Source organism: Tepidiforma sp., assembly GCF_034432735.1.
Taxonomy (GTDB): Bacteria; Chloroflexota; Dehalococcoidia; order Tepidiformales; family Tepidiformaceae; genus Tepidiforma.
On sequence record NZ_DAOUBJ010000025.1, the window covers coordinates 1 to 12,105 of the forward strand.

The 12,105-nt window shown below is 69.1% G+C and carries 14 protein-coding genes; 10 read left to right on the forward strand and 4 right to left on the reverse strand.

Going from position 1 to position 12,105, the window contains the following annotated elements:
* The 8 genes from VAE53_RS02045 to VAE53_RS02080 all read left to right on the forward strand — a co-directional run.
* A partial coding sequence (locus VAE53_RS02045) for an ATP-binding protein (protein WP_322817696.1) occupies window positions 1–1,271 on the forward strand: 1,271 nt, incomplete at its 5' end.
* Between the two features lie 69 nt (window positions 1,272–1,340).
* Entirely contained in the window at window positions 1,341–2,504 is a 1,164-nt protein-coding gene (locus VAE53_RS02050) for an acyl-CoA dehydrogenase family protein (protein WP_322817697.1), read from the forward strand.
* A 19-nt stretch (window positions 2,505–2,523) separates the two neighbouring features.
* Entirely contained in the window at window positions 2,524–3,090 is a 567-nt protein-coding gene (locus tag VAE53_RS02055) for an AAA family ATPase (RefSeq protein WP_322817698.1), read from the forward strand.
* Window positions 3,091–3,155: 65 nt separating this feature from the next.
* Entirely contained in the window at window positions 3,156–3,800 is a 645-nt protein-coding gene (locus VAE53_RS02060; protein WP_322817699.1) for a hydroxyacylglutathione hydrolase family protein, read from the forward strand.
* Window positions 3,785–4,186 carry a pyridoxamine 5'-phosphate oxidase family protein gene (locus VAE53_RS02065; protein WP_322817700.1) on the forward strand — a complete coding sequence of 134 codons (402 nt, stop codon included), beginning with the start codon at window positions 3,785–3,787 and terminating at the stop codon, window positions 4,184–4,186. The genes VAE53_RS02060 and VAE53_RS02065 overlap by 16 nt, the downstream gene beginning before the upstream one ends.
* A 48-nt stretch (window positions 4,187–4,234) precedes the next feature.
* Window positions 4,235–5,020, forward strand: a complete 786-nt coding sequence (locus tag VAE53_RS02070; protein ID WP_322817701.1) for an enoyl-ACP reductase — start codon at window positions 4,235–4,237, stop codon at window positions 5,018–5,020.
* 10 nt (window positions 5,021–5,030) lie between these two features.
* Window positions 5,031–5,519, forward strand: a complete 489-nt coding sequence (locus VAE53_RS02075; protein ID WP_322817702.1) for a GNAT family N-acetyltransferase — start codon at window positions 5,031–5,033, stop codon at window positions 5,517–5,519.
* The gene (locus tag VAE53_RS02080) at window positions 5,519–5,707 is read left to right on the forward strand and encodes a hypothetical protein (RefSeq protein ID WP_322817703.1); all 189 of its coding nucleotides are present in this window, start codon (window positions 5,519–5,521) and stop codon (window positions 5,705–5,707) included. The genes VAE53_RS02075 and VAE53_RS02080 overlap by 1 nt, the downstream gene beginning before the upstream one ends.
* 27 nt (window positions 5,708–5,734) lie before the next feature.
* Here the strand turns inward: VAE53_RS02080 and VAE53_RS02085 are convergent, their stop codons facing one another.
* Both VAE53_RS02085 and metH read right to left on the reverse strand, forming a co-directional pair.
* Window positions 5,735–6,667, reverse strand: coding sequence for a TIGR03619 family F420-dependent LLM class oxidoreductase (locus VAE53_RS02085; RefSeq protein ID WP_322817704.1), 933 nt, complete (start codon window positions 6,665–6,667; stop codon window positions 5,735–5,737).
* A 63-nt stretch (window positions 6,668–6,730) separates the two neighbouring features.
* Window positions 6,731–10,279 (reverse strand): methionine synthase, encoded by a 3,549-nt coding sequence (gene metH, locus VAE53_RS02090; protein ID WP_322817705.1) that lies wholly within the window; start codon window positions 10,277–10,279, stop codon window positions 6,731–6,733.
* Window positions 10,280–10,311: 32 nt separating this feature from the next.
* Between metH and VAE53_RS02095 the strand changes: the two genes are divergently transcribed.
* Both VAE53_RS02095 and VAE53_RS02100 read left to right on the forward strand, forming a co-directional pair.
* Window positions 10,312–10,725 (forward strand): S1C family serine protease, encoded by a 414-nt coding sequence (locus VAE53_RS02095; RefSeq protein WP_322817706.1) that lies wholly within the window; start codon window positions 10,312–10,314, stop codon window positions 10,723–10,725.
* A complete protein-coding gene (locus tag VAE53_RS02100; protein ID WP_322817707.1) occupies window positions 10,725–11,552 on the forward strand; it encodes a GNAT family N-acetyltransferase in 828 nt (275 codons plus the stop codon). Before VAE53_RS02095 ends, VAE53_RS02100 begins: the two co-directional genes overlap by 1 nt.
* A gap of 13 nt (window positions 11,553–11,565) precedes the next feature.
* On the opposite strand, the gene VAE53_RS02105 is transcribed toward VAE53_RS02100, so the two are convergent.
* Window positions 11,566–11,796 carry a hypothetical protein gene (locus tag VAE53_RS02105; protein ID WP_322817708.1) on the reverse strand — a complete coding sequence of 77 codons (231 nt, stop codon included), beginning with the start codon at window positions 11,794–11,796 and terminating at the stop codon, window positions 11,566–11,568.
* Window positions 11,793–12,105 (reverse strand): hypothetical protein (locus VAE53_RS02110; protein WP_322817709.1); only part of this gene is annotated, 313 nt, incomplete at its 5' end. The genes VAE53_RS02105 and VAE53_RS02110, both read right to left, overlap by 4 nt.

The window sequence follows — 12,105 nt, forward strand, 5'->3', positions numbered from 1 at the left end:
TGCCGGACCAGCGGTACGCGGCGGTCTTCGAGACGACGGACGGCCGGTTCGTGCGGGTGAGCACGCAGCCGTTGCTCGGCCGGGATGGCGATGTGCTGGGGCAGGTGTTCTTCTACGAGGATGTCTCGACGGAGGAGCTGGCGCGTCGGGCTGTCGAGGCGCAGGAGCGGCTGCTCCGCCAGTTGGTGGACGGGCTGGAGGCCGGCGTCGTGGTGGTGGACCGGGAGCGACGCTTCCGGCTGGCGAATCGGGCAGGGTTGGGCATCTTAGGGGTGACGGCCGACGAGCTGGAGCAGTTTCGGCTGCGCTCGGAGGATTGGGACGTGGTGCGGAGCGACGAGACGCCGATGCCGGTGGACGAATTCCCCGCCGAGCGGGTGCTACGCACGGGCGAGCCGGTGCGGGGCGTGGAAATGGGGGTGGCGCGCGCTGATGGGAGCCGTGGCTGGCTGGTGGTAAGTGCTGCGCCGCTGGAGCTGGGCGACGACGGGCTGCCTGGCTCGGTGGTGACGACGTTTTTCGACGTCACGGAGGTGCGGGAGGCGCAGGCGGTGAAGGCGCGGGCGCGCCACCTCGAAAGCCTCGCTGCGCTGGCGGCGGGGGTAGCCCATCGGCTGAACAACCACCTGACGGCGATTCTCGGGAATGCCTGGCTCGTGCGCACGGGGAGCGGCCTGAGCGAGGAGCAGGAGGCTTCGGTGCGGGAGATCGAGCTGGTGGCGCGGGAGGCGGCCGCGCTCGTGCAGGACTTGCGGGCATACGCGATGAAGGGGAGCGGGCGGCCGCGCCTGGTCGATGTGAACGCTGCCGTCGCGGCGGCGCTGCAACGATTCGGGACGGGCGAGCGGGCGAGGCTCGCGGTCGTGCTCGGAGCCAGCCTGCCGCCGGTGGAGGCGGAGTCCGAGGGGCTGGCGCAAGCGATCGCGCACGTGGTGGAGAACGCGTTGGAGGCCTCGGTGGGGGCGGTGGAGCTGCGGACGACGGTGCTCGGGGGGCCGCCCTTGCGCCCGCGGCGGGCGGTGCGGTGGGAGCCGGGAGTACCGGAGGCGGGGAGATACGTGGCGGTGCTCGTGGAGGACACTGGGGTGGGGATGGGCGAGGATGGGTTGGCGCGTGCATTCGAGCCGTTCTATTCGACGCGGTTCGAGGGCCGGGGGCTCGGGCTGCCGGCGGCGCTGGGGATCGTGCGGCAGGCCGGAGGGTACCTGGGGCTGGAGTCGGCGCCCGGGCGGGGCACGCTGGCGATGATCCTGCTGCCGGCGCGCGGCTGAGCGGGCTGCCATGCCAGTTCGGGCGAGGCGTGGTTCAATAGGTCGGGTAGCGAGAGGAGGCCCGACGCGATGGATTTCGAACTTTCGGAAGAGCACCGGCTGATCAAGGACACGGCGCGGCGCATCGCGCGCGAGGTCATCGCCCCGCGGGCGAAGGAAGTCGACGAGACGGGGGAGTACCCGCACGACTTCTTCGAGGCCTTCAAGAAGGCGGGGCTCTTGGGGATGGCGATCCCTGAATCGATGGGCGGCACGGGGAACGGGATCTTGCCGCTCTGCCTGGCGATCGAGGAGGTCGCGAAGTACGAGTGTGGTGCGGGGCTGATGCTCGTCCTGAGCGGGCTCCCGACGCGGCCGATCGTTTTCGGGGGGACGCCGGAGCAGCAGCAGCGTTGGCTGCCGGCGCTAGCGGCGGGCGAGACGAAGGCCGCCTTCTGCCTGACCGAGCCGGACCACGGCTCGGACGCGGCGAATTTGGAGACGCGCGCGGTGCGCGATGGGGACGACTACATCCTGAACGGCAACAAGGTGTACATCTCGGGCGGCACGGTGGCCGATTACCTGACGGTGTTCGCACGAACGGGCGGGCCTGGCGCGAAGGGGGTGAGTGCCTTCGTGGTCGATGCGCACGCGCCGGGGGTCCGGATCGACCGTACGGACGACAAGATGGGGGTGCGGAGCGTGCCGACTGCGCACTTCAGCTTCCAGGATGTGCGGGTGCCGGCGGAGAACCTGCTCGGCGGCACGGAGGGGACGGGCTTCAACATCGCGATGCTGACGCTGAATTCGATGCGCCCGACGGTGGGCGCGCGGGGGGTGGGGCTGGCGGAGGGGGCAGCGGCCTACGCGCTGGAGTGGGCGCGCGAGCGGAAGGCGTTCGGGAGCTCGGTGATCGATTTCGAGGCGATTCAGTTCATGTTCGCGGACATGGCGATCCAGATCGAGGCGGCGCGCAACCTGGTGTACAAGGCGGCGTGGCTGGTGGACCAAGGCAAATACACGCGGGAGTATGCGCATCACCTCTCGATCGCGAAGGCGTACGCGACGGAGGTTGCGAACCGGGTGGCGTTCGATGCACTCCAGGTGCTGGGGGCACAGGGATACATGAAGGACCACCCGCTGGAACGGCACTACCGGGATGCGCGCCAGCTGATGATCGTGGAGGGGACGAGCCAGATTCAGCGGGTGGTGATCAGCCGGGCGATGATCGACCGGAACCTCGTCTACGGCTGACGCGACGGGGCGGAGCGCGGTGGAGCGGCCGGCCGGGTTCGGGCGGCGGGTGGTGGTCTACGGGCCCGCGGGGAGCGGGAAATCGAGCCTGGCGCGGATGCTGGGGGAGCGCTTGGGGCTCCCGGTGGTGGAGCTGGACGCGGTCTATCATGCGCGGCCGGGGTGGCAGGACCTTTCCCGGGAGGAGTTTCGCGCGGCGGTGGAGGGGCTGCTCGCGACGCATGCGGACGGCTGGGTGATGGACGGCAACTATGCGCTGGTGCGCGACCTCATCTTGCCGAAGGCGGCGACGGTGGTGTGGCTCGACCTGCCCTTCTGGGTCGTCTATTGGCGGCTCGCCCGGCGCACGATTTTGCGTTCGGTCCGGGGCGCGCCGCTGTGGAACGGGAACCGAGAGACGGTGAGGCAGACGTTTTTCTCGCGCGATTCGATGCTGCTCTGGGGGCTGACGGCGTTTTGGCGGACGCGGCGGAGCATCGGGGAATCGCTGGCCGCTTTTGCGCAGCCGGGCACGAGGGTCTTTCGGCTGCGGACGCCGGGGCAGGTCGCCTCGCTGGTGCGCCGGGCCCGGCGGGTGGATGGCTGAGGGGTAGGGCTGCGGCCGTCGGGGCCAGGGCGTAGGATCGGGGGAGCCCTGCACGGAGGCGTGCGATGGAACGGATACGCGATGGCGACCTGGAAATCGTGATCGGCGGCCCGACGGGCTTCGGGAACAATGTGTACGTGGTGGTCGATCGGTCGACCGGGGAGGCGGCGTTCATCGATGCGCCGGGCGAGCCGGAGGCGAACATGGCGGCCGCGGAGGTTGCGGGGGTCCGCCCGACACGGATCTTCCTGACGCATGGCCACTTCGACCACACGCCGGCGATCGATGCGCTGAAGGCAGCGTATGGGGCGAAGCTCTACGCGGACCCGGCGGAGCCGGGGCTGAAGGAGGGCCAGGTGGACGTGGCGGTTCGCCACGGGGAGGAGATCGCGCTGGGGAACTTGCGGTTCCGGGTGCTGAGTGTGCCGGGGCACACTCCGGCGAGCACGGCCTACTTGTGCGGCAAGAGCGTGTTCGTCGGGGATACGCTCTTTCCGGGTGGGCCGGGGCGCTCGAAGGACAATGCGGCGCTGCAACAGGAGATCGCGTCGATCGTGCGGGAGCTGTACGCGCTTCCGGACGATACGGTGGTGTACCCGGGGCACGGGCCGGCGACGACGATTGGGGCGAGCAAGGCGGAGTACGCGGTTTTCGCTGCGCGGGAGCACGCTCCCGATCTTTGCGGTGATGTGACGTGGCTGACCTCGTAGGGCCACCGGCGGGCTGGTGGGAGGGCAGGATCGGCGAGCCGCGGACGCTGGTGTTGAGCACGGTCGACGGCAAGGGGCGGCCGCATGCGGCGGCCGTCTGGTATTTGTGGCGCGATGGCGAGATTCGGATGGTGACGGGGCGGGGCTCGCAGAAGCACCGAAATCTGGTGCGCACGGGCCGGGCGGCGGTGACGTGGCTCGACGATTGGCGGTACCTCGCGGCGGAGGGGCCGGTGATGGTGGAGCCGGCCACGCGGGAGGTTCGGTTCGCGCTGTGGGCGCATTACCGCGGCGAGGCGGTCGCGGCGCGGGAGACGGCGGGCGAGGGGCACGAGGCGATGGTGCTGGTGCGCCTCCGGCCAGAGCGCTGGTGGGGGCAGTGGTGAGCTGGCGCGGCTTCTCCATCCCGTGGCTTGGCCGTACCATGGCGAGCAATGGGTAAGCTCGATGGCAAGACAGCGCTGATTTTCGGGGTCGCGAACGATCGCTCGATCGCGTGGGGTATCGCCCAGGCCTTCCACCGGGAGGGGGCGAAGCTGGCCTTTTCGTATGCGGCGGAGAACTTGGAGCGGCGGGTGAGGCCGTTGGCCGAGAGCGTGGGGGCGGACTTCATCGAGCTGTGCGATGTGACGCGGGACGAGGATATCGAGCGGGTGTTCGCGCTGGCGAAGGAGCGCCTGGGGACGATCGATGTGCTGGTGCACGCGATCGCGTTCGCGAACCGGGAGGACCTGGCGGGGCGATTCGTCGATACTTCACGCGCGGGCTTCTTGCTGGCGCACGATGTGTCGGTGTATTCGCTGGTAGCGCTCGCGCGGGGGGCGCGGCTGCTGATGCCGCACGGGGGGAGCATCATCACGCTGACGTACTATGGCTCGCAGAAGGTGGCGCCGCAGTACAACGTGATGGGCGTGGCGAAGGCGGCGCTGGAGGCGACGGTTCGCTATCTGGCGTGGGATTTGGGCCGGGAGAACATCCGGGTGAATGCGATCAGCGCGGGGCCGATCCGGACGCTGGCGGCGAGCGGGATTTCGGGGTTTCGCGACTATCTGAAGGCTTTCGCGGATATCGCCCCGCTGCACCGGAACGTGACGATCGAGCAGGTGGGAGAGGCGGCGGTCTTCCTCGGGAGCGAGATGTCGAGCGGGACGACGGGCGACGTTCTCTATGTGGACAGCGGCTACAACATCATGGGGTTGGTAGCGGAGGGCCGGGAGTAGGGCTGTGGTGGTGGGTGAGTTCCGGATCGTTCCGTACGAGCGGGAGCGACACGGGGATGGGCCCTGGCGGGTGGTTGCGCGGGTCTTCGCGGAATACGGGTTTCCTTTTTCGGAGGCGGAGTACGATGCCGACCTGCTCTGGCCGGAGCGCTTCTACCCGGAGGGGTGGTTTCTGGTGGCGGAGGGGCCGAGCGGGGAGGTGGTCGGCTGCGTGGGGCTGACGGACGAGGGGGCTGGGGAGTTCGAGTTGCACCGGCTCTACGTGCTGGCCGAGGCGCGGGGCCAGGGGCTGGGAGAGGCGCTGACGCGGCGGGTGATCGCGCTGGCGCGGGCGGCGGGGGCGCGGCGGCTGGTGCTCTTCAGCGATATCGCGTTCGAAGGGGCGCACCGGCTGTACGAGCGGTGCGGGTTTCGCCGGAATCGGTTCCGATACGCTCCGGACCCGTGGCGGAGCCGGGAGTGGGGGTTCGTGCTGGATTTCGACGAGGAGGGCTGTTGATGGCGAGGATGCGGTGCCTGTGGTGCATCGAGCCGCCCTACGAGGAGGTGGCGGTGCTGAAGTGGCGGGGCGAGGAGCGGGAGCGGCTGACGGTTCAGCTCTGCCGGAAGCACCTGGCGCGGCTGAAGGAGGCCGGGCCGGCAGGCCGGGAGCACAAGGGCTGGTGGTACAAGGAAGGGTGGTGGTAGGGGCCGGCGGCCGACCGGCCCCGGCGGCTATTTGAAGGCGGGCATGACGGTCTCGGCGAAGAGGCGGGCGGGCTCGCGGGTGTCCCGCCCGAAGAATTCGATGATGAACATGGTGCAGCCGAGGTCGATGTGGCGCTGGATCTGTTCGCGGACGCGGGCTGGGCTGCCGGTGATGGCGAGGGGGCCGGTCGGGTCGCCCATGTGGCCGCCGAAGATGGTGCGAGCGGTTTCGATCATGGGCTGAGCGGCAGCTTCGTCGGGCGCGATGACGACGAGGCACTGTTGGCTGATGGTGATTTCGGCAGGGTCGCGGCCGACGCTTTGGCAGTGCTGGCGGAGGATCTCGATTTTGCGGGGGAGGGCGTGCTGGTGGGCGGCGAGGTTGTTCCAGATGTCGGCGTGGCGGGCGGCGATGCGGAGGAGGACTTTTTCGCCGGCGCCGCCGATGAGGAGCGGGGGTCGGCGGAGGGGCTTCGGCTCGCAGACGAGGTTGTGCACGCTGACGAATTCCCCTTCGATCGTGACTTCGGGCTCGGTCCACATGGCGCGGAGGAGCTGGATTGTTTCTTGGAGCTGGCGCATGCGTGCGCCGATGGGGTGGAAGGGGACGCCGAAATCGGTGAATTCGCGCGGCATCCAGCCGGCGCCGAGGCCGGGTACGATGCGTCCGCCGGCGATGTTATCGATGGTGGCGATGACTTTGCCGAGGTGCGCAGGGTTGCGCATGCCGGCGGGGGTGACGAGGGTGCCGATTTCGACGCGGGTGGTGATGGCGGCGACGGCGGCGACGAGCGACCAGGCTTCGAGGATCGGGATGCGAGGTGACTGGGGCCCGTAGAGGTGGTCGCAGGCCCAGAGGGAATCGAAGCCCATGGCTTCGAATTCGCGGGCGCTGGCTTTGGCTTCGTCCCATGTGCGCTTGATCTGGGGGATGGTGACGCCGAAGTGGATGCCGGGCACGGGTGTCCTCCGCTGCTGGGTGTGGTGCCACAGCCTAGCGGGGGCGGCGGGATGGTGCGAGGGTCAGCGGATGACGAAGTAGCGGGCGCCGGGGTGGTGGACGACGAGGGCGGCGGTGGTCTGCTCGGGGTGCCACTGGTAGGTTTCGGAGAGTTCGACGCCGATGCGCTCGGGGCGGAGGAGAATGGCCATTTTTGCCTGCTCTTCGAGGTCGGGGCAGGCGGGATAGCCGAAGCTGTAGCGGCAGCCCTGGTAGCCGAGCGCGAAGAGTTTGCGCATGTCGGTTGCATCGCTGCCGGCGATGCCGAGTTCTTGGCGGATCCGTTTGTGCCAGTATTCGGCGAGGGCTTCGGCGGCTTCGACGGAGAAGCCGTGCCAGTGGAGGTAATCGCGGTATTCGTTGGCTTCGAAGAGCTGGCGGGCGAATTCGCTGGCGCGGGGGCCCATGGTGACGAGCGAGAGGGCGACGACATCGTACTGGGGGCCGGCGGGGTCGGCTGCGACTTCGTCGAAGGAGCGGAAGAAGTCGGCGATGCAGAGCCGGCGACCGGAGGGCTGGCGGGGAAAGGTGAAGCGGACGGGCTCGCCGGCGGGGGTGCCGTTCTGGACATCGGGCCAGACGACGAGGTCGTTCTTGTCGGCGAGGGCGGGGTAGTAGCCGTAGACGACGGCGGGAAGGAGGAGCTGTTCGGCGATGGCGCGTTCTTGCCAGCGGCGGAAGATGGGGCGCACTTCGTTTTCGATGAACTGCTCGTATTCGGCTTCGGAGCGTTCGCCGCGCTGGTATTGCCATTGTCCGCGGAAGAGGGCGACCTCGTTGATGAAGGGGTAGATCTCGCGGAGGGGGATGCCGCGGACGACGCGGGAGCCCCAGAAGGGTGGTGTGGGGATGGGGACGCCGCGCGCGACATCGGAGGGGGCGTAGTCGTGTTCGGAGGGGCCTGTGGGGGATGCGGGTTCCTGCGGGCCGCCCGCGCCCTGGCTTCCGGAGCTGTCGGGGCTGGATTGGCGGCCGCTGCGGGTGAGGTCGGGAAGCGGGCGGCCCTCGCGGAGGGCGGGGATGATGCGGTCGAGGGTGGAGAGCCCTTCGAAGGCATCCTGGGCGTAGTAGACGTGGCCTTTGTAGATCTGGCGGAGCTCTTCTTCGACGTATTTTCGGGTGAGTGCGGCTCCGCCGAGGATGACTGGGTAGTGGAAGAGCTCGCGGGCGTTGAGCTCTTCGAGGTCTTCGCGCATGACGACGGTGCTCTTGACGAGGAGGCCGGAGAGGCCGATGACGTCGGCCTGCACTTCTTGGGCTTTTTCGATGATGTTGGCGATCGGTTGTTTGATGCCGAGGTTGTAGGTGGTGTAGCCGTTGTTGGTGAGGATGATATCGACGAGGTTTTTGCCGATGTCGTGGACGTCGCCGCGGACGGTGGCGAGGACGACGCGGCCTTTGGTTTGGCCTTCGACGCGGGGCATGTGGGGCTGGAGGTAGGCGACGGCGGCTTTCATGGTCTCGGCGGACTGGAGGACGAAGGGGAGCTGCATTTTGCCGGCGCCGAAGAGCTCGCCGACTTCGCGCATGCCGGAGAGGAGGTGTTCGTTGATGATGGTGAGGGGGTCGTAGCGGGCGAGGGCTTCGTCGAGGTCGTCGTGGAGGCCGCGGCGGTCGCCATCGATGATGCGGCGGCGGAGCCGCTCTTCGACGGGGAGGCGTGCGGCGGAGGTGGTGGCGGCGGGCTTTTCTTTTTCGGCGGATTCGAAGAGGGAGATGAAGTGGGTGAGGGGGTCGTAGCCTTCGCGGCGGCGGTCGTAGATGAGGTCGAGGGCGGTTTGGAGTTGCTCTTCGGGGATGCGGGCGAGGGGGAGGATCTGTTTGGCGTTGACGATGGCGGCATCGAGGCCGTGTTGGATCGCTTCGTGGAGGAAGACGGAGTTGAGGACGCGGCGGGCGGGGGGCTTGAGGCCGAAGGAGCAGTTGGAGACGCCGAGGATGGTGTGGACGCCGGGGAGTTCGGTTTTGACGCGGCGGATGGCTTCGAGGGTTTCGATGGCGTCGCGCCGGAGCTCTTCTTGGCCGCTGGTCATGGGGAAGGTGAGGCAATCGAAGAGGAGGTCGCCGGGCTCCATGCCAAAGCGGCCAACGGCGATGTCGTAGATGCGGTGGGCGACGCGGAGTTTCCAATCGGCGGTGCGGGCCTGGCCTTCTTCGTCGATGGTGAGGGCGACGGCGGCGGCGCCGTGCTCTTTGATGAGGGGGAGGAGCTTGGTGATTTTGCGCTCGCCATCTTCGAGGTTGATGGAGTTGACGATGGCGCGGCCGCCGTAGAGCTCGAGGGCGGTTTGGATGACGGCGACTTCGGTGCTATCGAAGACGAGGGGGACGGCGACTTGGGTTCGGAAGGCGGAGACGACGCGCGCCATATCGGCGATGCCGTCGCGGCCGACGTAATCGACCATGACGTCGATGACGTGGGCGCCTTCGGCGGCCTGTTCGCGGGCGAGGGCGACCATGCCGTCGATGTCTTCGGCGAGGAGGAGGTCGCGGAAGGCGCGCGAGCCGGTGGCGTTGGTTCGTTCGCCGACGACGAGGAAGGAGCTTTCCTGTTCGAAGGGGACGGCGGTGTAGAGGGAGGCGGCGGCTGGTTCGTAGTGGGTGGGGCGCTCTTTGGGGCGGGGCCGACCGATGAGGCGGATGGCCTCGGCGAACATGGCGGGGGTGGTGCCGCAGCAACCGGCGACGATGGAGGTGCCGAACTCTTCGACGAAGATCTGGTGGTAGCGTGCGAATTCTTCGGGGGTGAGGGTGTAGCAGGCGCGGCCATCGATGACTTCTGGGAGGCCGGCGTTGGGGCCGATGAAGACAGGCCGGCGGGAGTGTTTGGCGAGGTAGCGGACGTGTTCGACCATCTGTTCGGGGCCGGTGGCGCAGTTGATGCCGATGATGTCGACGACATCGAGTGGTTCGAGGGTGGCGAGGGCGGCGGCGATATCGGACCCGAGCAGCATGGTGCCGGTGGATTCGATGGTGACGGAGGCGATGACGGGGACGCGGCGGCCGGTGATGGCCATGGCGTCTTCGGCGGCGGCGAGGGCGGCCTTGGTCTGGAGGAGATCCTGGCAGGTTTCGATTTTGAGGACGTCGATGCCGCCTTCGAGGAGGCCGATGCATTGTTCGCGCCAGCCTTGGCGGATTTCGTCGTAGGTGATGTGGCCGAGGGAGGGGAGGCGTGTCCCGGGGCCGACGGTGCCGAAGCTGTAGCGCGGCCATTCGGGGGTGGAGTAGCGGTCGCGGACGCGGCCGATGACTTGGGCGGCGATGCGATTGAGCTCGCGGGTGCGATCGGCGAGGCCGAATTCGGCGAGGACGACGGGGTTGGCGCCGAAGGAGCAGCTATCGACGGCATCGACGCCGACTTCGTAGAAGGAGGCGAAGATGCCTTCGAGGATTCGGGGGTTGGCGATGTTGAGCCACTCGGGGCAGCCTTCGTGGCTTTCGCCGTCGGGGGCGACGTAGGCTTCGGGGCCGAGGTTGAGTGCGAGCAGGCTGGAGCCGATGGGACCGGCTGCGTAAAGCACCTGGTCCCGCAGGCGTTGGAGCAGCGGGAGGTCGCGCGGCCTGTACATCGGTGGGATTCAAGCGTACACCATGGATGCCAGTGAACGAGCGCGAGGCTGAGGGGGGTTCGCCGGCCGGGTACCCGGCGTATGGGGTCGTTCGGCGGGTGGGGGCGACGCTGTGGTTGCGTTGCCCGCGCTGCTGCCGGGGTCGGGTGTGGGCGGCGCCGTTCCGGATGTTCGAACGGTGCCCGGTTTGTGGGCTGTGGTTCGAGCGGGAGCCTGGGTATTTCACGGGGGCGATGTACGCGAGCTACTTCATCGGGCTGTTCGTTTCGCTCCCGGTTTGGCTGTGGATGCTGCTGGCGGGGGCGCCGTTCGGGGCGATCGTGGCGGTGGCGGCGGGGCTGGTGGTGTCGTTGACGCCGGTGGCGTTTCATTACTCGCGGGTGGCCTGGATGCAGGTGGATGCGTTTTTCAATCCGCGGACGTTCGCGGAGGACGTACCGGCGTGATGGGGCGATTCCGTGTCCGTGCGGCGGGCGGGGAGGATGCGGAGGCGCTGGCGGAGCTGTATGTGGGGAGCGGGTTGGAGGAGGCGCCGCGGGATGCGGGGGAGGCGGCGCGGCTCCTCCAGACGGGGTCGGCTTTTTTGCTCGCGGAGGACGATGGGGGCATCGCTGGGGCGGTCCGCTGGCGCGAGGAGGACGGGGTGGCGTGGTTCGATCTGCTCCGCTCGCTGGAGCCATGGGCAGGGGCGGAGCTGGTGCGGGCGGTGGGTCGGCTGGCGCAGGATCGCGGCTTGCGGCTGGCGCGTTGCCGCGCGAAGGCGGCCCGAGGTATCGAGTGGTATTTTGGGCGCCTTGGCTTTCTGCCGGTGGCGCGCGAGCGGGTGAGCGGGGGCGAGGTGGAGGTGGTGTTGGAGCGGCGGCTGCCCCTCCTGACGGTGCGGGAGCAGCGGCGAGGGGATGCGGAGGCGATCGCGCTGCTGACGGGGGCCGACGCGTGGTTCTTCGCCCAGGGGGCTCGCCCGGGCTGGTTCGTGGCGGCGGATGGGGAGCGGGTGGTGGGTGTGGTGAGCGTGTCGGATGTGGGGGGCGGGCTGGCGCGGCTTTCGGCCCCGGTGCTGGCGCCGGGCTACGAGGGGCGGGGGCTGGAACTCTGGATGGTGGAGCGGGCGCGGGAGTGGGCGGAGCGGCACGGGTTCCACTCGTGCGAGCTGCCGGCGACGCGGGAGCTCGAGCGGCTGCGGCGCGATTTGGAGGACCGGCGCTGGGAGCTGGAGGGTGCGCGCTTCTGGCACGTGGCGCAGCCGGCGAGCGGCGAGCGGGAGGAGGGCTGAGGCTCTCGGAGGCTTACCGTTGCGGCCGGAGCCCGCGGGCGAGCGATCGGGAGCGTTGGAGGTGGTATTCGCGGCGAAGGTGTGCGAGCTCGGCGCGGAGGAGGTCGCGCTCGGCCTGGAGGTCGCGGATGTGTTCGCGCAGGGCGGCGACGAGGAGGTCCATTTCGGTGATCCGCGCGAGCGCCTGCTGGCGGACGGTGGCGATGTCGGCGCGGAGGGCTTCGCTGAGGCCGGTGTCGGTCATGGGTGCTGCTCGGGGAGTTGGGGTGCGCCGGGGGCGCCGATCCGGGTGGAGCCGAGGTCGGGGAGGTAATGGCGCTGCTGGCGGAGGTCCTGGAGGTTGGCGTGGAGGGCGGCGATGACTTCTTCGAGGGTGGCGAGGCGGGCATCGCGGCTGGCGGCGGCGCGTTCGAGGGCGCGCGCGCGTCGGAGGGCTCGCTTACGCTGCTTGCGGGTTTTGCGGAGCTGCCGGCGAAGGCGGTGGATCTCGGCGGTGGCGGTGAGGAGTGCTCGGACGAGGGTGGCGGGGGGGAGGGTGGCGGCGGCTTCGGGG

Bases quoted from the DNA above. Each gene is read 5' to 3' on its own strand.
- VAE53_RS02050 (WP_322817697.1), top strand. From the start codon at position 1,341: ATGGATTTCGAACTTTCGGAAGAGCACCGGCTGATCAAGGACACGGCG.
- VAE53_RS02060 (WP_322817699.1), top strand. From the start codon at position 3,156: ATGGAACGGATACGCGATGGCGACCTGGAAATCGTGATCGGCGGCCCG.
- VAE53_RS02070 (WP_322817701.1), top strand. From the start codon at position 4,235: ATGGGTAAGCTCGATGGCAAGACAGCGCTGATTTTCGGGGTCGCGAAC.
- VAE53_RS02080 (WP_322817703.1), top strand. From the start codon at position 5,519: ATGGCGAGGATGCGGTGCCTGTGGTGCATCGAGCCGCCCTACGAGGAG.
- metH (WP_322817705.1), bottom strand. From the start codon at position 10,279: ATGTACAGGCCGCGCGACCTCCCGCTGCTCCAACGCCTGCGGGACCAG.
- VAE53_RS02100 (WP_322817707.1), top strand. From the start codon at position 10,725: ATGGGGCGATTCCGTGTCCGTGCGGCGGGCGGGGAGGATGCGGAGGCG.
- VAE53_RS02105 (WP_322817708.1), bottom strand. From the start codon at position 11,796: ATGACCGACACCGGCCTCAGCGAAGCCCTCCGCGCCGACATCGCCACC.